This window comes from Geobacillus sp. FSL W8-0026 (assembly GCF_037966255.1).
Taxonomy (GTDB): Bacteria; Bacillota; Bacilli; order Bacillales; family Anoxybacillaceae; genus Geobacillus; species Geobacillus icigianus.
Genome location: NZ_CP150194.1, coordinates 1749790 through 1766826, shown reverse-complemented (window position 1 = coordinate 1766826; position 17037 = coordinate 1749790). Strand labels below are relative to the sequence as shown.

The following is a 17037-nucleotide window of genomic DNA, read 5'->3' as shown; positions in this document are numbered from 1 at the left end:
CTTCCCCCTTTCAATGATGATGGTGATGATGGTGGTGATGGTGATGGGCGGCGTGAATTCGGTATTGGCAGACATCACAGTTCATCGCCGCTGTTTGCCCGAGCGCCTCCTCGAGCCGGTCGAGCACAATGTCAGCCAGCTTCGGATGAAAGCCGAAATAGCCGGCAAGCGCAAATGAGAGATGCGAGTGCTCAGCTTGGTATTGCGCCACTTGCCGCTCAAGCCGCTTGATGAGCACGCCGGTGAACAAAAAATACGGCAAGATGACGATCCGTTTCGCCCCAAGCGCCAAACAGCGGTGAACGGCATCATCGAGCGACGGGGTGGTCACGCCCATAAACGCCGGCTCAACGAGCGAATAATCGGTCTGTTCCCAAAACAAGCGGGCGATTTTGTATAAATCGCTGTTCGCGTCTGGATCGCTGCCGCCGCGGCCGAGCAAAATGACCGCCGTTCCGTCGCCCGGCTGTTCCGGACGCTCGCCGATTTCCTGCAGCCGGTCGCGCAAAATGGCAAACGTCTGCTCATGAATGCCGATGGGGCGGCCGTAGCGAAACGTGATATGCGGATAGCGCGCTTTCGCTTCGTCGATTTCCGCTGGAATATGGAGCTTCGAATGCCCAGCCGGCAATAAAATGAGCGGAATGACCGCGACGTCCGTCGCCCCGGCCGCCGCGCACCGTTCGATTCCTTCGCCGATCGACGGACGGCCAAATTCAAGGAAGCACGTTTCGACATGAAAGGAAGCAGCAAGGCGCGGCCGCAGCCGCTCAACAAACTGCACCACTTGTTCGTTTCCCTCCGGATCGCGGCTTCCATGGCCGACAAATAAAATGGCTTTCATCGTTTTCTCTCCTTCTTCATGTATTGGCTCGCCTCCTGCCTTCTAGAAGGACGATGATGTAAGGAAAATGTTGCTCCTAACCGCGTTTCTCAAGTTAAAAAACTAGAAGATTGATAATTTTGTTTAATATACCACTTATTCCATTTATTTATCAACAAGAAAAATATTGGCTCTTCACCAAAAGTTGTACTTGATTTTTCCATCACACATCTTACTGATGCATCCACGAAAGAACAGGAAACCAATCATGTTTTGCTTACACCTATTCAGAGAAGTGCAACGTCTGTCAAGTACACGTTGTGGTGATGAACCAAAATATTTAATAATATACTTTATTTTCTAAATAAAAACACCACCGATTGGTGTGTGACAGCGGTTTTTCATCGACCTTCTAACGCAAGCGGCAACGAAGCCGGCCGCTGTTTCCGCCGCCGTCGGAAACGGCTTGCGGTTGTCAGTCGCCGCAGGCGGCCGTTTCCACAGCAGCGGCCGTTGCTTCTTCGTGACGAAACGGACCGATTTGCTTGACGCGGGCGAAAAACTTATGAAACCGTTCGTTCGGATGACCGTGTTCTTTATAGTATTCAATAATATCAGCAATGACGGTAATGATTTCTTCTTTTGGAATGCCCTCGGCGACAAGCTGGCCAGGGTGAGCGTTGCGGCCGACCGTCTTTCCTCCTAAAAACAAATCAAATTTTCCTTTGCGATACACGATGCCGATGTCTTCGCGCACCGCGCCGTAGCACGCCATCCCGCAGCCGTTGACGCCGAGCTTCAACTCTTTCGGCAACGCCATGCCCCCGAATTTCCGCGCCAATTCCTCCGCGTACGGAATGGCGTCTTTTTTCTCCCCGTCACAAAAATCGCACGCTTTCACGGTCAGGACCTCGCCGACCGGCATCACTGTCAGTCCGGCGGCCACAAGACGGGCCGTCAGCCCAGCCGGATCCTCTGTTAACCGTTCAATTTTCATATAATGGTCCGGAGTGTAAGTCATCTTTCCATCCGGCCCTACCACTTCCGCGAGCACGATAAGCTGTTCGGGAGTGAACTGTTTATTGGCCACGCCCGGACTGACGGCCGCCTCGAACAGCACCGGGGCTGGGCGCATAGACCGGTGGGTCAAGGCAGCGAGCGCGTCTTCGGCAACTTCTTTCGCCGCCATGGGACGGTCGACAGGCGGTATGGCCGACCCCGACTCCTTCGCCTGTCGGGCCGCCGCCGGCAGAGGGACGCTCGAAGCAGAGAGAGGTAAAGACGCGGATGGCACCGAAACACGAGGTCGCTCAGTCTCTGGCTCGCTGGCGGGTTCAAGAACGGGGCCACCGTTCAACGGCTTCGTCTGTTCGAGCGCCCACGGCTCCGCTTCTTTGCGCAGCCGCTCATGCGGCTTGAGCGGCTGGACGGCCGCGGTCAAATGATATTTGCGCTGATAGCCGCGCGGTGTGATCATGAGCCCATCGTGAACAAATGTCGTTGAATTGCCGATAATGACCGTCGTCAACATGCCGATTTCATGATCAAGCATATGGGCTAAGTCGGTGAGGACGATCTGCTGGCGTTCGCGGTACGCGCTTTTCACTAGTCCGACTGGCGTCTCGGGCGCCCGGTGGCGAAGCAGAATGCGCTGCGCTTCCACAATTTGTCGCGTGCGCCGCCCGCTTTTCGGGTTGTAAAGCGCGATGACAAAATCGGCCGCCGCCGCGGCTTCGAGCCGCTTTTCAATCAGCTCCCACGGCGTCAAATGGTCGCTCAAGCTGATCGTGCACGCATCGTGCATAATCGGCGCCCCAAGCAAAGCGGCGCACGAGTGAATGGCGGAAATGCCCGGAATGACTTCCACTTCAATCGGATCGTCTTTCGTCCAGCCTTTTTCAATCAACACTTCGTAGACGAGCCCCGCCATGCCGTACAGCCCGGAGTCGCCGCTGGAAATGACGGCCACCGTCTTGCCGCGCTCGGCCCACTTCACTGCCGCTTGGGCGCGGCTTACTTCCTCGGTCATGCCGGTGCTGATGATTTCCTTTCCGGCGATCAAATCGCGCACCAGCTCAATGTATGTTTTGTAGCCAATGATGACGTCGCTTTCTTCAATGGCTTCGCGGGCCCGCTTCGTCATATGGTCAACACTGCCGGGTCCGAAGCCGACGATCAACAACTTACCTCCCATGCGTTTCCCCTCCTTGTTCTTCTGGCCATGGCCGCGGCATCGAAACTTCCTTCGGCCCCCACTCCTTCCAGAACCGAACAAACAGCGACACGTCCAAACGGACCGCGAGCAGCTGGCGGCGATCGGCAAAAACGTCTTCCGGCGGTCCTTGCTTGACAATCAGGCCTTCGTGCATGACGGTGACCCAATCGGCCCATTGCCAGACGAAATCCATGTCGTGCGTGGCGATAAGGACGGTCGTTCCCCTTTGATGAATGACATCGATTTGCCGCAAAAACTGTTTCGTTTGATGCTGGTCCAAATACGCCGTCGGTTCATCCAACACAAGCAAGTCCGGCTTTGTCGCCATCGCCGAACAAAGCGTCAGCCACTTTTTCTGTCCGAGGCTGAGCTGGTGGGTCGGGCGATCGAGCCAATCACCGAGTCCGTATTCATCAACAAGCGCCGACAAAGCGGTTCTCATCTGTTCTTCATTGAACCCAGCGTGAGCGAGGCTAATCGCCAATTCATCGCGCACGAGCGGCGCAATCAGCTGATGTTCCGGATTTTGAAAAACGAGGCTGACTTCACGCCGCCAGCGCCGCCAATCGGCCCCGCGCTCATACATGTTGCTCCCTTTCCAATACAGCGCGCCCGACCGTGCCCGCAGCAATCCGTTCAAATGAAGAAACAGCGTCGTTTTGCCGCAGCCGTTTGCGCCGATGAGCGCGCATTTTTTTCCTGCTGGAATTTCCCAATCAACCCCGTTGAGCACATCGCGCGAGGAATCGTAAGCATAGCGCACTTGTTCCATCCGTAGCAGCACCTTTTTCACCCTTTCCACCAAACCATGCCGAGCAGCAGCCCGATTAACGCGGCGCCGGCCGCCATATCAATGGTATGTGGTTTTGTGTCCAACGGCTGATGCCGATAGACAAACGAGTCGATTCCTCCGCGAGCGGTAAGCGCACGCCCGAGCGCTTCGTACGATTGCCCGGCCTTCAGCCACAATTGGTACATGAGCATCCCCCCATGCCGCCAATGTGTTCCCCCGTTGCGGGCGCGCAACGCCAGCCACAGCTCAGCCGCCGCCTGCTCAAGCAAAAAGATGAAGCGGTACATCAAAAAACAAAGCTCAATAACCGCCGCCGGAAGACGACAACGCCGCAGGACGGCAAACCATTCCGGCGCCGGCGTAGTGATTAGAAGGAAAAACAAACAAGACCACGCCGCCAACGAGCGCACGGCCAATTCAGCGGCCGGCCGCAGCTGGCTATAGGAAATAGACAAATGAAAGGGAAGGGAAATAGAAATGACCATGGTCAATAAGCTGACTCCTAAAAAAACTGAAGCGGCGGCCATTGCTTTTCCATACAGCGAAAGCGGTACACCGGCGCGACCGATGATCCAATACGTCATCCCGGCCATAATGAGCAACTGTTCGCGCCAGCTGCTTATCATCCCAAGCACCAACAAGATCACCGCCATCGCCAGCTTCCATTCCGCTCGCCACGTTCGCAGCCGATTGTCGTAAGCGAACCGATCAAACTCGCGAATCATGCCCGTTCTTCCGTTCCGACCGCCCTTTATACAGGCCGATCACGTAGCCGATGACGCCGGCGCCAAGGGCGGCTTGCAGCGAAAATAGCAGCGTTTCCACTTCGCCGCCCGGCGGGGTGAAAATCGATTCAAACCACGGCCGGTAATGCGGAGCGAGCGTTTGAATCGCCCGTTCCGCTTGGTCATCGGTGCCGCCAAATTCGGAGCCGCGCGCCCACCAAAGCGGAAGAAGGATCAACACCAATACGAAAGCGAACAGCCACAGGTTTTTCTTCATCGAATCACGCCCCCTTTTCCCGTTCAAATAGCGGAGAAGCTTGGTATGAAGCGAGCCAGTTCCAGACCATCACCGTCAAAATGCCTTCCGTCACCGCCAGCGGCACTTGAGTGATGGCAAAAATGCCGGCAAATTTTAAAAACGAAGCGAGCACGCCGCCATCCGGTGCTGGAAACGCGACTGCCAATTGAACGGATGTAGTGACATAGGTCGCCAAATCCGACAAACAGGCAGCTAAAAACAGCGCCACTCGATGTGAAACAAGACCGCGCCGGTGCAGCTGATACACACTAAACGCAACCAGCGGCCCAACGACCGCCATCGACAAAGCGTTCGCCCCCAATGTCGTCAATCCACCATGAGCAAGCAGCAACGCTTGGAACAGAAGAACTAGCGTGCCGATGACAACCATCACCCACGGCCCAAACAACGCGGCCCCGAAGCCGATGCCGGTCGGGTGGGAACTGCTGCCCGTGACGGACGGAATTTTCAGCGCCGACAGGACGAACGTAAACGCCCCAGCCAAGGCCATGAGCAGCTTTTGCTCCGGATGCTCTTTCAGCGTGCGGACGAGACGACGTAAACCAACCAAGAAAAACGGGAGAAACAATCCCCACCAAAACAGCGCCCATTTCGCTGGCAAAAATCCTTCCATAATGTGCATGGCGTACGCGTCTTGTTCATTCGTCAAGAAAAAGTAACTTGTCAATAGCGCCGCGATGACAACCCAACGGCTTGTTCGCATCATTGTCGATTCGCCTCCTTCGGTTCATTGGCCGTTTTCCGCTTCCCAACCGGCGCCTCGCTTTCCCCTGCTGGCGCCCATTTGCATCCTGCCTCCTCATCAAACTCATACGTCGCCCATTCGCGAATCGGCGCCCCTTCACAAAGATGGATGCGCACCACCTCCCGCGCTTTTTCCGGCGTCATTTCTCGGTACCAGACGCCATCCGGATAGACGATCATCACGCATGCATCCTGGCAGCGGCCGTTGCAGCGCGTTCGTGTCGTATGAACAAGATCGTCTAAACCAAGACGGGCGATCTCTTCGCGCACCGCCAGCGTCACTTCCTCCCCGCCATGACGGAGGCACGTCCCGCCGTTGCAAATGAACAAATGATGCCTCATTCCCCGCAAATCCCACGTCGCCATCGAATCCCCCCTTTTGGCTAGAATGATAGAATTCAGATGCAGACAGACGAGCAGGTTTCAGGCAAAAGAAAAAGCACCTCTACAGCAGAGGTGCAGAAAAATGTATACAAAAAAGTCTTAAACGACCCAAACAGGCCTTATGCAGCCCTCATTCTCCCGCACGTCTGCCTATAGTCCCGTAGGCATCCGTCCGACCCAAACAAGGCAGGTCTCCTGACTTAGGATCATCGCTTGCGGCGCCTTCCCGAAGTTCTCTTCAGTGACTTGTTGCCGCAAAGCTCCCCATCACAGTGGCGGGCACCGTGCCGGATTTTCACCGGACTTCCCTTTTTCACCCGAGCCGGTTTGACGAGCTCAGGCACCTTGTGGGTTCTTCACCATATCTACACTGTCATGGAACAAGCATCTGTCTCCATCGTAGTACAAGCAAAACGCTACCGTCAACCGTTTTTTGCCGACAAATCGGCGCAGGCCACGACGATGCCGTCCGCATCGGCGTACACATACGCTCCCGGTTCCCAACGCACACCGCCAAACTCGAGCGCAACGTCGCGGGCGCCTTTTCCTTCTTTTCGGCTTTTGACCGGGCACGTGCCAATGGCCATGACGCCGATCGGCATCGCACCGATTTCTGCGGAATCGCGGATGCAGCCATGGATAATGACGCCAGCCAGCCCCCTCTCGCAGGCGATTTGTGCCAATCGGTCGCCGAATAACGCAACGCGGCGCGACCCTTTTCCGTCGACAACCAACACCGTCCCCGCTGGAACGGTCTCGAGCGCTTCGCGGACAAGCACGTTGTCCTCCAACACGTCAACTGTCGCAATCGGTCCGGAAAACATCTGTTTTCCGCCATATGATTGGAACGGCACCTCGCATACTTGCAGCTCGTCTAAAAATTGATCGCATAAATCGGCTGTTTTCATTGTCGCTCTCTCCTTTCCCTTTTTGCATTCGCCACCATTCGCCAAAGTCCTGCTGACTACGCTTTTTTTTGCGGCGCTGTTTATATTTGAAAAAGATGTGGAGTTTTGCTAAACTAGACGTTGAACGTATTGGCTCGTCCTCGCTGTCCGGCGAACGAAAAAACGGCCCCACACGACATGGCGGAAGCCGTTTTTGCCTGCCGGCTACGCGGCAAAAGCCGCCCCGTCCGGCCATTCAGCTCGGCTAGCTGGATTCGAACGAGCGCATCACGGAAGTCAAAGTCGGTTGCCTTGCCGCTTGGCTATAGCCCAACGTCTTTGTTGGCACTTACAGTAGGCAGCAACAACCCTCCCCGTTCGAATCAAAACGCATACCATTTTGCAAAAGGAAGCAAAATACAAATAAGGATTCATGTCCCGTGCGTTTCACCACATCTTTACCATCGCTTCACAATCGCTTCATTTCAATAAAGTATAATGCAAAGAGAAAGGGGGGAACGACGTTGCGCCGAACCGCCGCCCTCCGCCAATGGCTTCATGTGTTGTGGTTATTGTGCCTGCCGCTCGGCCTCGCCGCATCAACCGCCGCACAGCCGTCCGTCGCCCCGAAACCGATCATCATCGCCCACCGCGGCGCATCCGGACACGCGCCGGAGCATACGCTCACGTCCTACCGCCTCGCCGCCCGCATGCAGGCCGACTATATCGAAGTCGATGTGCGGGCCACCCAAGACGGGAAGCTCGTCGCTTTGCATGATGCCACACTCGCTCGGACGACAAACGCCGAAACCGTTTATCCGCGCCGATCGCCATGGCAGGTCAGCGATTTTTCAATTCGTGAGCTCAAAAAGTTGGATGCTGGCTCGTGGTTGGCTCCGCGCTTTGCCGGCGAGCGCGTCCCGACGCTTGATGAGGTCATTCAGATGTTGAAAGCGGAGCGTGTGGAAGCCCCGTTGTACATCGAAACGAAACAGCCCGGCATCGAAAAGGCCGTCGCGCACCTGCTGCAAAGCCATCACATGTTGCGCCCCGGCCGCGTCATGTTTCAATCGTTTTCCCGAAAAAGCCTCGAGGCGCTGCGCCGGCTCATTCCGCGCGGCATTCCGCTCATCCAATTAATCGACGGAAGGGAAGCGCAACATTGGGACGATCAACGGCTGAGACAAATCGCCGCCTACGCCGATGGCATCGGCTTGCCGCTTTCGGCCGTCACCAAAGAGCGAGTGCGCGCCGCCCATCGCCGCGGGCTCATCGTCCACGTCTATACCGTCAATGCAACGCACGATCTGGCGCGCCTATGCGCCATGGGCGTGGACGGGATCTTTACCGACTATCCCGACCGCCCGGCTCGCATCGCCGCTTGCCGCCGGCCGCCCGACCATTGACTAGCCTTCAAGGAGAAAGCCGGGATTCTAGTTTACATAATATTATTATTGTTTAAAAATGAAATCGTTTCCATCTGATCCGATTCGGTGTATCCTTTATGAAAAAGGAGGCCGCCGCGCTAAGCGAGCCGGAGCGGCTGATGGAACGGATTCAAGAGCCGCAAACGGAGGAACCGGCAAAAAAGGACGGGACGCCATCGGTCCGCCCTTTCGCCAAGCGCCCCGCCCCCTATTTCCTCTGTTGCCTTCATTACCGCTTCGGAAACTGAAACGACAATTTCTTCTCGTTTTCATCCCACACAAGGACAGCGTCAAACGTTTTTCCGCCTTTTTTGAATCCTTTAATGACATTGGTTTTTCCTTTTGCCAGCAGCTTTTTTACATTGGCCGCCGAAATCGATTTGCCGAGAATGCGTTTGGCGATCGTAAACGAGCATTTTGTTTTCGCGTACTGGTCGCAACCGTACAACGTTCCTTTGTCGATGACGGTCCCTCCGCAAAGCGGGCACGGCCCGAGCTTCTCACCGATCGTTTTTTTCGTTCTCGTCCGCTGGATCGAGGCGGTGTCGACCCCGTTAAAATTCCAAGCTGGGGCGGCAGCGATGGCGTCAGCGACCACTTTTTGCGCCAGCTTTTTCACCTGTTCCATAAACGCGGCGGGCGAGGCCGTTCCTTCGCCGATTTCGCTTAGGCGCTGCTCCCATTTCGCTGTCATTTCCGGCGAGGCGAGAATCGTGCCGCCAAGCGCCTCGATCAATACTTTCGCCTTGTCCGTTGGATAGACGAGGTTATTTTTGACTTCAATGTATTTTCGTTCCTTCAGCATCGTAATGATCGCCGCCCTTGTCGCTTCCGTGCCGAGCCCTTCCGTTTTGGCGAGCACTTTTTCCAGCTCCTCATCGTCCAAAAATGTTCCCGCCGTTTTCATCAAGGTGATGAGTTCGCCTTCCGTATACCGTTTCGGCGGCTCGGTTTTCCCTTCTTTCACTTTGACAGCGGCCGCCTCCCCCGCTTCGCCCCGCTCGAGCGGCGGCAGCACCGCGTCTTTCTCCTCCTCATGCGGACGGATGACGGTGCGCCACCCCTCGTCAACAACCTGCCTTCCTTTCGAAACGAAGCGAGCCCGACCGTCAACCAACGTCGTGACGGTCGTATAATCCATGACCGCCGCTTGGTGGTGGGCGGCGATCAAGCGGCGGACAACTAAATCGTACACGTTTCGCTCGTCGGCCGACAGCTTCTCCGGGTCAACGACCTGTTCCGTCGGGATGATGGCGTAGTGGTCGGTCACTTTTTTCTCGTTTACATAACGTTTATTCTGTAAAATCGACGGCCGCGGCAGCGGAAAATACGAAGCGTACGCCGGAAACGACGACAGTTTTTGCAAAATGGCCGGGAACGTTTCCGCCTCTCCCCTAGTCACATGCATCGAATCCGAACGCGGGTACGAAACGATTCCTTTTTGGTAGAGCGATTGCAGCACATCGAGCGTTTTTTTCGGCGAGAAGCGGTACAGCTTGTTCGCTGTCGCCTGCAGCGTCGATAAGTTGAACAACAGCGGCGGCTGATACGTTTTCCGCTCGGTGCGGACGTCGGCGACTTCCGCCCGCTTCCCGCGGCAAAAGGCCGCGATTCGTTTCGCCATCTCCTCGTCCTTAAGACGCGTTTGACCGTTTTCATCCGTCCATTTTCCTTCATAGCGCTTGTCGCCGATGACAAACGAAGCGATGACTTCCCAAAACGGCTCCGAGCGGAACTGCTCGATTTCCCGCTCGCGCCGGACAATAAGAGCCAAGGTCGGCGTCTGCACGCGCCCGACGGAGAATACATCGTTCATCCCGCGCTCTTTCAGCAACAAGCTGTACACGCGCGAAGCGTTCATGCCGACGAGCCAATCCGCGCAGGCGCGGGCGTACGCTTCTTCATAGAGCGGACGCGTCGTCTGCTCATCGAGCAGGCGGCGAAATCCTTCGGCAATGGCCTTTGGGGTCAACGATGACAGCCAAAGCCGCCTGATCGGCTTGTTAACGCCGCTCAGGCGGATCACGTTGCGCACAATGAGCTCCCCTTCGCGCCCGGCGTCTCCCGCATGGATGATTTCCGTCACTTCCGGCTTCCGCAGCAACTCCTTAATCACTTGAAACTGTTTCGCCTTCGCTTTTTCGATCTCATACTCGAACCGTTCCGGGACGATCGGCAACGTGTTGAGCGTCCACCGTTTCCACTCCGGGCGGTACCGCTCGGGCGGGGCGAGCTGGAACAAATGCCCGATCGCCCATGTCATATACGCCCCATCCGGAAACAAGTCATTCGGCAAAATTTCGATATAGCCTTGCCGTTTTTTCGTCTGAAAAATCGAGGCGAGCGTCGCCCCTTGGTCCGGTTTTTCCGCAATAATGACTTTCATCGGCTTCTCCCCTTATGGCACCTCATGCCCCATGGAACTTTGCCAAATGGCGAACCATTGCTCGCGGGAAAGCGGCAAAGACAGCGCCCGCACCGCCCGCTCGATGCGTTCTCGTTTTCCCGATCCGACAATCGGCATCATCCGCGCTGGATGAACGAGGAGCCACGCGTACAGCACTTCGTCGATCGTCTCAGCGCCCACTTCGCCTCGCACTTGTTCAAGCGTCCCGCGCAGCCGCACCGCCCGGTCATCGTCAGCGGAAAAAATCGCTCCACCGGCGAGCGGCGACCATACCATTGGCGGAACGCGCTTCTCAAGGCAAAGGTCAACTGTGCCGTCTTCAAGATTTTCCAACCGATACGCCGATACTTCGATTTGGTTGGTCACGAGCGGAAACGGCAAATACGACTGAAGCATTTCCCACTGCGAACGTTTAAAGTTCGAGACGCCGAAATAGCGCACTTTTCCGTCCTGTTTCAGCTGGCAAAACGCCTCGGCCACCTCTTCTGGATTCATGAACGGATCCGGACGGTGAATGAGCAAGACATCGATATAATCCGTGCGGAAATTGGCGAGCGACTGCTCGACCGAGGCGATGATATGGGTTTTGCTTGTATCATATAATTTCATCCCGTATTTTGGCGGCCGCTTGATGCCGCATTTCGTCACAATCTCGATCTGACCGCGCAAGCTTGGCTTTAACGCCAGCGCTTCGCCAAAGCGCGATTCACACGTGTAGTCGCCGTAAATATCAGCATGGTCAAACGTCGTAATGCCGCGCTCAAGACAAAATTCAATGAGCCCGAGCAGCTGCTCGCGCGAATAGCCCCAGTCCGCAAGCCGACAACAGCCGTGAATGAGGCGGGAAAAAGTCAAATCGTCCGCTAAACGGATTCGTTCCATTGATCGTCTCCCTTTCTTTTTTTGGTTTTGGCTAAAATCGTTCCGCTTGCGCATACTACCAACAAGAGGAAAAAACGGAAAGGACGTGATGATATGAAGCGCTGGCTTCTTGGGCTCGCCGCCGTGCTTCTTTTGGCCTCCCCATGGCCGACATCAGCCGCCGAAACTGCATACGAATGGAATGTGGCCGACATTTACCCATCCGAACACGAATGGATGCGCGACTACAAGACGGTGAAAAACGCCTTGCCGAAACTGGCGGCGTTTGAAGGGAAGCTTGACGATGCGAAGACGATCGCCAAACTGTTCGCCCTAAACGAACAAACGGCCCGCAAGCTCGAAAAACTGTCGCTTTACGCCCATTTAAAACGCGATATCAACATTGAAGATGAAACGGCGGCCCGGCTCGGGGCAAAAGTGGAAGCGCTCGCCGCCCAATATGCGGCGAAAACAGCGTTTATCGAGCCGGAACTGCTCGCCCTACCCGAGCGGACGCTCAGGAAGCTCCAAAAAAGCAAACCGCTGAAAGCGTACCGCTATTACTTCCATGAGTTGCGTGAGCAAAAGCCGCATACGCTCACGAAACGCGAAGAACAGCTGCTCGCGAAACTATCGCCGGCGCTCGGCGAAGCGGAGAACATTTATGACCACGCCGCCCGCGGCGATTACGAGCCGCCATCTGTCAAGATGCCGAACGGAAAGACAGTGACATTGACCGACGACCAATACGCCGCCATGCTCGAGCACCCGGACCGCCGCTATCGAAAGGCGGCGTTTGAAGCGAAAGCCAAAAGTTATGAAGCCATGGAACAAACCGCAGCCGCGACGCTGTATGCCTCGGTCAAAGCGGATGAATTGTATGCGAACGTGCGCCGCTATCCATCCGGCCTTGCCGCCGCGCTGGCCGCCGATGACGTACCAAAGGAAGTGTTCGATCACTTGATCGCCGCCACTCGCCGCCACTTGCCGGCGCTTCACCGCTATGTCGAACTGCGGCGGCGCGCGCTCGGGCTTGACCGCGTCCATAGCTATGACTTGTACGTGCCGCTCGTCGGCGAAACAATGAAACCGATTCCGGTCGAAACGGCGAAGACGCTCATAGTGGAAGGACTCAAGCCGCTCGGCGCCGACTATATCAAACAGGTGCACCGAGCGTTTCAAGAACGATGGCTTGATGTCTTCCCGCGCCCGAAAAAATATACCGGCGGCTACAACACGGGAGCGTATGACACCCATCCGTTCATCTTGCTCAATTACAACGGTTCGCTTGATGGCGTATTGACGATGGCTCACGAGCTTGGGCACGCCATGCATTCCGTATACACGAACCGCGCGCAGCCGTACCATTATTCCGGTCATTCGATTTTCACCGCCGAAGTCGCCTCGACCGCGAACGAATGGCTCATGCTCGATTATTTGTACAAACAGGCGAAAACAAAAGAAGAAAAACTCCGCCTGCTCATCGAACAAATCGAGCAAATCCGCGGCACGTTGTACACGCAAGTGATGTATTCCGAATTTGAACGGATGATTCATGACAAAGTGCGCCAAGGCGGCAGTCTGACAGCGGACGAACTGAACCATCTTTGGCTTGGCCTGCTCAAAACGTATTACGGCCCGGCGTACGCCGCCGATCCCGGCGCCGCGCACGGCTGGCTGCGCATCCCGCATTTTTATGACGCCTTTTATGTATACAAATATGCCACTTCGCTCGCGGCGTCGTACACCATTGTGAGCGACATCCAAACCGATACAAGCGGCAAGGCGGTGAAGCGGTACAAACAATTTTTGCGCTCCGGCGCATCCGATGACCCGATCCGTCTGCTCAAGCGAGCCGGAGTGGATATGACAAGCCCCGAACCGATCGAGCGGGTCTTAGGTCATTTCGCCGAACTCGTTGACGAACTCGATCGACAGCTGCCAAGCCAAAACCGTCAGCGGTCTACATGAAAGAGGTGTCCCGCGCCGTTCGGGACACCTTTGTTATTGCGGCGGAAAAAAGAATATCGCTTTGCGCTGCAACGCGCCGGACCGGTTAAGGCGGTCGATCGCGCGCAAAGCGACACCATGCGCTTGCCCCGCAGCCAAGGCGGTTATTCACTTAAAGATGCGCCTGCAATTTTTTCTTTCACCTTGCGGATGTTTTCCATCTTATTGTCCCAGCACGCTTGGCTCAAATCGACGGGATATTGCTCGGGATTGAGCGTCCGTTTGTACTCCTCCCAAAACAAGCGCAAGCTTTCTTTCGCATACGCTTGAATGTCCGGAAGCGGGGGCGACGTATACACGAGCCGGCCGTTGTCGAAGATCGTCACATGCAAATCACGCGCTTCGAAATTGGTGACGAATTTGCTGATGAACGTGTACACCGGATGGAACATTTTCAGCCGCTCTTCTTGCTGCGGGTTTTCGCTCTCTAAGGCGATGTAGTCGCCTTCCGCTTTATGGTTGATTTTGTTGACGATGCGGTACACCCGCTTCAGCCCCGGCGTCGTCACTTTCTCTGGATTGCCGCTGATTTTGATTGTATCGACCATCTCACCGCGTTCGTTTTCAATCGCCACCATTTTGTACACGGCGCCGAGCGCTGGCTGATCGTACGCCGTAATGAGCTTTGTGCCGATCCCCCACACATCGATTTTCGCCCCTTGCGACTTCAAGTTTAAAATCGTATCTTCATCCAAATCGTTCGAGGCGAAAATTTTCGCGTTCGGAAATCCGGCTTCATCGAGCATTTTCCGCGCTTCCTTCGACAAATAGGCGAGATCGCCGCTGTCGATGCGGATGCCGATAAAGTTGATTTGGTCGCCCAGCTCCTTCGCGACGCGAATGGCGTTTGGCACCCCGGACTTCAACGTATCGTACGTATCGACGAGAAATACGCAGTCTTTATGACGGCGTGCATACTTCAAAAAGGCGGTGTATTCATCCTGATACGCTTGAATCATCGAATGGGCGTGCGTTCCGGCGACCGGAATGCCAAACAGCTTCCCGGCGCGCACGTTCGATGTCGCCTCAATCCCGCCGATATACGCTGCGCGCGCCCCCCAAAGCGCCGCATCCATCTCCTGCGCCCGCCGGCTGCCGAACTCCAAAGCCGGTTCGTTCCCGAGAATATGCTTAATGCGCGACGCTTTCGTGGCGATGAGCGTCTGGAAATTGATAATGTTTAAAATAGCCGTTTCGATGAGCTGCGCCTCGGCGAGCGGCGCCTCGATGCGCATAATCGGTTCATTGGCAAACACCACTTCCCCTTCGCGCATCGAACGGACCGTGCCGGTGAAGCGAAGCGTCCGCAAATAGTCTAAAAAGTCGTCGCGGTAACCAAGTTCTTGGCGCAAATAGTCGATGTCGCTGTCAGAAAATCGGAACTGTTGCAAAAACTGAATGACACGCTCCAACCCAGCGAACACCGCATAGCCGTTGCCAAACGGCAGCTTGCGGAAAAACACTTCAAACACAGCGCGGCGCTCATGCATACGATCTTCCCAATACGTCTCGACCATGTTGATTTGATATAAGTCCGTATGAAGCATCAAACTGTCATCGGCATATTTTTTCATGAATGTGCAACCTCCAACATACGAATGACTGCGCCGCCGAATGGAGAAAAAGAACGTTCATCGTCTATTCTATCATGTTTTCTCCATTATTCCACTATTTCTGCGCCTAGCGTATGGCGAAAATGGCGGAGCGCCCATTCGTGTCCCGCCGCGTCGAAGCTCGCGACCGCCCGCCGGTGGACGACGATGCGAAAGCCTTTATTGTATGCATCGACCGCCGTATGGAGGACGCAAATATCGGTGCAGCAGCCGACCAAATGCACTTCCGTGATGCCTCTCTCGCGCAATTTCAGCTCCAAATCGGTCCCGGCGAACGCGCTGTAGCGCGTTTTGTCCATCCAGTAGACGTTGTCTTTATGCTTATTTGCTTGATACACCTCTTCGAGCTCCCCGTACAGCTTTCGGCCCTCCGTCCCTTCAATGTTATGCGGCGGAAACAGCTTCGTTTCCGGATGGTAGTGATCTCCCGCCACATGTTTGTCAATGGCGAAGACAACAAAATCTCCACGATCGATAAACTGTTTCGTCACCCGTACAAGTTCTTCTTCAATCGCCTGCCCCGGCTTCCCGCATGTGAGCGCGCCATGATCGGCGATAAAATCGACGGTGTAGTCGATGTTAATGAGTGCTCTCTTCATGAAAATCCCTCCTGCGTGTTTGTCTAACAAACGGGTCTTGCTGTACATTGCCGCTGCTATACTTTTACTCTACTCCAGCATGCAAAATCTGGGCAAGCAGAAGATTGCATAAGAAAGCGAGCCGATGATGCAAAACTCGCCTTCCATCGCTCAGCGGAAAAGTGATTCCTTTCTGACGAATGGTTTTTACGAATATTTACAAAAACAGAAAGTAGGATATGCCGATATGATCCCCCTTTTTTTCAATATCGTTTTTTTGCTCGTGCTTCTTGCCGTCGGTTTATCCGTCGTCTTCCTGAATAAATTTGCGTCAAACCGGATTCGCATGATCAGCTACACTGAGCCTCTCCGTTGGGTGCCGTTCAACAATTATCAGCTGAATCAAATCAACAAAGCGGCGCAACCATAAGCGCAAAGCGAAAATCCCGCGCCTGCTTGAAGCAGGCGCGGGATTTTCACTGATCCGTCAGCTATTTTCCGCCGCTTTCGCCGCTTTCAGCTGACTGCGCAAAATGAGCGACTGGATGATCGAGAAGCAACCGCCGACAACCCAATAGAGCGACAGCGCCGATGGGACGGAGCTGGCGCCGATAAAGATCATGACCGGCATGATGTACGACATCATCGCCATTTGCGGCATTTGTTCTTCGGCCATCGACGGCGAGAGGCGGAGCGAGATGAACGTCGTCAACGCCGCCAAAACGGGCAAAATGAAATACGGATCGCGGTGGCCAAGCTCGACCCATAGGAACGAGTGGGTTTTAATTTCTTGCGTCCGCGAAATCGCGTAATAAAGCGCCATAAAAATCGGCATTTGAATTAACACCGGCAGGCAGCCGCTCGCCGGATTGACGCCGTGCTTTTGGTACAGCTGCATCATTTCTTGCTGGAGCTTGCGCTGCGTTTCCGGGTCTTTGCTTTTATATTTTTCTTGCAGCTTCATAAGCTCCGGGCGCAGTTTTTGCATGGCGATCGATGCGCGGAACTGCTTCAAAATGAGCGGCAGCAAGCAAAAGCGGACGATGAGCGTCAGCACGATAATGGCGATGCCGTAATTGTCGCCAAACCAGTGCCCAAGCGTCAAAAGAAGCTTCGACATTGGATAGACAAAATAATGGTTCCAAATGCCTTGGCTATGTTCGTCGATCGGTTCGTTGCGGTTGCAGCCGGAAAGAAGCAAGACTGCACCAAGCAGCACCAATACCCATTTTTTCATGAAAAGCCCTCCTT

At 55.1% G+C, this 17037-nt stretch carries 17 protein-coding genes and 1 riboswitch; of the genes, 4 read left to right on the top strand and 13 right to left on the bottom strand.

Features of this window, described 5'->3' with window-relative positions; translation table 11 throughout:
- Positions 1-10 precede the first annotated feature (10 nt).
- The 8 genes from NST29_RS08800 to rraA all read right to left on the bottom strand — a co-directional run bounded on the left by NST29_RS08800 (position 11) and on the right by rraA (position 6911).
- Complete coding sequence (locus tag NST29_RS08800; protein ID WP_033020763.1) at positions 11-844, bottom strand: sirohydrochlorin chelatase; 834 nt, start codon at positions 842-844, stop codon at positions 11-13.
- Positions 845-1298: 454 nt separating this feature from the next.
- The gene (cobJ, locus tag NST29_RS08795; protein ID WP_033843837.1) at positions 1299-3017 is read right to left on the bottom strand and encodes a precorrin-3B C(17)-methyltransferase; all 1719 of its coding nucleotides are present in this window, start codon (positions 3015-3017) and stop codon (positions 1299-1301) included.
- Positions 3007-3822: an ABC transporter ATP-binding protein gene (locus NST29_RS08790; RefSeq protein ID WP_339232957.1), complete on the bottom strand. Its 816-nt coding sequence runs from the start codon at positions 3820-3822 to the stop codon at positions 3007-3009. The genes cobJ and NST29_RS08790 overlap by 11 nt, the downstream gene beginning before the upstream one ends.
- 5 nt (positions 3823-3827) lie before the next feature.
- The gene (locus tag NST29_RS08785; RefSeq protein WP_033843836.1) at positions 3828-4556 is read right to left on the bottom strand and encodes a CbiQ family ECF transporter T component; all 729 of its coding nucleotides are present in this window, start codon (positions 4554-4556) and stop codon (positions 3828-3830) included.
- Positions 4540-4833, bottom strand: coding sequence for an energy-coupling factor ABC transporter substrate-binding protein (locus tag NST29_RS08780; protein ID WP_033843835.1), 294 nt, complete (start codon positions 4831-4833; stop codon positions 4540-4542). The genes NST29_RS08785 and NST29_RS08780 overlap by 17 nt, the downstream gene beginning before the upstream one ends.
- Before the next feature lie 4 nt (positions 4834-4837).
- A complete protein-coding gene (locus tag NST29_RS08775; RefSeq protein ID WP_081897211.1) occupies positions 4838-5581 on the bottom strand; it encodes an energy-coupling factor ABC transporter permease in 744 nt (247 codons plus the stop codon).
- Positions 5578-5985 carry a (2Fe-2S) ferredoxin domain-containing protein gene (locus tag NST29_RS08770; protein ID WP_033843834.1) on the bottom strand — a complete coding sequence of 136 codons (408 nt, stop codon included), beginning with the start codon at positions 5983-5985 and terminating at the stop codon, positions 5578-5580. Before NST29_RS08770 ends, NST29_RS08775 begins: the two co-directional genes overlap by 4 nt.
- Positions 5986-6170: 185 nt before the next feature.
- Positions 6171-6366: riboswitch (cobalamin riboswitch) on the bottom strand.
- 59 nt (positions 6367-6425) lie between these two features.
- On the bottom strand, positions 6426-6911 hold the full coding sequence (gene rraA / locus NST29_RS08765) for a ribonuclease E activity regulator RraA (protein WP_033843833.1): 486 nt from the start codon (positions 6909-6911) through the stop codon (positions 6426-6428).
- Positions 6912-7414: 503 nt separating this feature from the next.
- Between rraA and NST29_RS08760 the strand changes: the two genes are divergently transcribed.
- A complete protein-coding gene (locus NST29_RS08760; protein WP_033843832.1) occupies positions 7415-8296 on the top strand; it encodes a glycerophosphodiester phosphodiesterase family protein in 882 nt (293 codons plus the stop codon).
- A 98-nt stretch (positions 8297-8394) separates the two neighbouring features.
- The gene (locus tag NST29_RS08755) at positions 8395-8565 is read left to right on the top strand and encodes a hypothetical protein (protein ID WP_156102716.1); all 171 of its coding nucleotides are present in this window, start codon (positions 8395-8397) and stop codon (positions 8563-8565) included.
- On the opposite strand, the gene NST29_RS08750 is transcribed toward NST29_RS08755, so the two are convergent.
- Together NST29_RS08750 and NST29_RS08745 are read right to left on the bottom strand one after the other, a co-directional pair.
- Entirely contained in the window at positions 8547-10703 is a 2157-nt protein-coding gene (locus tag NST29_RS08750) for a DNA topoisomerase III (protein WP_061912125.1), read from the bottom strand. The two genes, NST29_RS08755 and NST29_RS08750, sit on opposite strands and share 19 nt — an antisense overlap.
- Positions 10704-10715: 12 nt before the next feature.
- Positions 10716-11606 carry an aldo/keto reductase family oxidoreductase gene (locus NST29_RS08745; RefSeq protein WP_339232955.1) on the bottom strand — a complete coding sequence of 297 codons (891 nt, stop codon included), beginning with the start codon at positions 11604-11606 and terminating at the stop codon, positions 10716-10718.
- A gap of 93 nt (positions 11607-11699) precedes the next feature.
- On the opposite strand from NST29_RS08745, the gene pepF reads away from it, so the two are divergent.
- Complete coding sequence (gene pepF / locus NST29_RS08740; RefSeq protein WP_014195910.1) at positions 11700-13556, top strand: oligoendopeptidase F; 1857 nt, start codon at positions 11700-11702, stop codon at positions 13554-13556.
- Between the two features lie 143 nt (positions 13557-13699).
- Here the strand turns inward: pepF and NST29_RS08735 are convergent, their stop codons facing one another.
- Together NST29_RS08735 and NST29_RS08730 are read right to left on the bottom strand one after the other, a co-directional pair.
- The gene (locus NST29_RS08735; RefSeq protein WP_014195911.1) at positions 13700-15169 is read right to left on the bottom strand and encodes a nicotinate phosphoribosyltransferase; all 1470 of its coding nucleotides are present in this window, start codon (positions 15167-15169) and stop codon (positions 13700-13702) included.
- 86 nt (positions 15170-15255) lie between these two features.
- Entirely contained in the window at positions 15256-15807 is a 552-nt protein-coding gene (locus NST29_RS08730) for an isochorismatase family cysteine hydrolase (RefSeq protein WP_014195912.1), read from the bottom strand.
- Positions 15808-15931: 124 nt separating this feature from the next.
- Here NST29_RS08730 and NST29_RS08725 point away from each other — a divergent pair, with 124 nt between their 5' ends.
- Positions 15932-16216, top strand: coding sequence for a hypothetical protein (locus tag NST29_RS08725; RefSeq protein WP_014195913.1), 285 nt, complete (start codon positions 15932-15934; stop codon positions 16214-16216).
- A gap of 57 nt (positions 16217-16273) precedes the next feature.
- Here the strand turns inward: NST29_RS08725 and yidC are convergent, their stop codons facing one another.
- The gene (yidC, locus tag NST29_RS08720; RefSeq protein ID WP_339232952.1) at positions 16274-17023 is read right to left on the bottom strand and encodes a membrane protein insertase YidC; all 750 of its coding nucleotides are present in this window, start codon (positions 17021-17023) and stop codon (positions 16274-16276) included.
- Between the last annotated feature and the right edge of the window lie 14 nt (positions 17024-17037).

What these genes read in the sequence shown, in the direction of transcription:
- NST29_RS08800 (WP_033020763.1), bottom strand. Translation starts at nt 844, where the DNA reads ATGAAAGCCATTTTATTTGTCGGCCATGGAAGCCGCGATCCGGAGGGA.
- cobJ (WP_033843837.1), bottom strand. Translation starts at nt 3,017, where the DNA reads ATGGGAGGTAAGTTGTTGATCGTCGGCTTCGGACCCGGCAGTGTTGAC.
- NST29_RS08785 (WP_033843836.1), bottom strand. Translation starts at nt 4,556, where the DNA reads ATGATTCGCGAGTTTGATCGGTTCGCTTACGACAATCGGCTGCGAACG.
- NST29_RS08780 (WP_033843835.1), bottom strand. Translation starts at nt 4,833, where the DNA reads ATGAAGAAAAACCTGTGGCTGTTCGCTTTCGTATTGGTGTTGATCCTT.
- NST29_RS08775 (WP_081897211.1), bottom strand. Translation starts at nt 5,581, where the DNA reads ATGATGCGAACAAGCCGTTGGGTTGTCATCGCGGCGCTATTGACAAGT.
- NST29_RS08770 (WP_033843834.1), bottom strand. Translation starts at nt 5,985, where the DNA reads ATGGCGACGTGGGATTTGCGGGGAATGAGGCATCATTTGTTCATTTGC.
- rraA (WP_033843833.1), bottom strand. Translation starts at nt 6,911, where the DNA reads ATGAAAACAGCCGATTTATGCGATCAATTTTTAGACGAGCTGCAAGTA.
- NST29_RS08755 (WP_156102716.1), top strand. Translation starts at nt 8,395, where the DNA reads ATGAAAAAGGAGGCCGCCGCGCTAAGCGAGCCGGAGCGGCTGATGGAA.
- NST29_RS08750 (WP_061912125.1), bottom strand. Translation starts at nt 10,703, where the DNA reads ATGAAAGTCATTATTGCGGAAAAACCGGACCAAGGGGCGACGCTCGCC.
- NST29_RS08745 (WP_339232955.1), bottom strand. Translation starts at nt 11,606, where the DNA reads ATGGAACGAATCCGTTTAGCGGACGATTTGACTTTTTCCCGCCTCATT.
- pepF (WP_014195910.1), top strand. Translation starts at nt 11,700, where the DNA reads ATGAAGCGCTGGCTTCTTGGGCTCGCCGCCGTGCTTCTTTTGGCCTCC.
- NST29_RS08735 (WP_014195911.1), bottom strand. Translation starts at nt 15,169, where the DNA reads ATGAAAAAATATGCCGATGACAGTTTGATGCTTCATACGGACTTATAT.
- NST29_RS08730 (WP_014195912.1), bottom strand. Translation starts at nt 15,807, where the DNA reads ATGAAGAGAGCACTCATTAACATCGACTACACCGTCGATTTTATCGCC.
- NST29_RS08725 (WP_014195913.1), top strand. Translation starts at nt 15,932, where the DNA reads ATGATGCAAAACTCGCCTTCCATCGCTCAGCGGAAAAGTGATTCCTTT.
- yidC (WP_339232952.1), bottom strand. Translation starts at nt 17,023, where the DNA reads ATGAAAAAATGGGTATTGGTGCTGCTTGGTGCAGTCTTGCTTCTTTCC.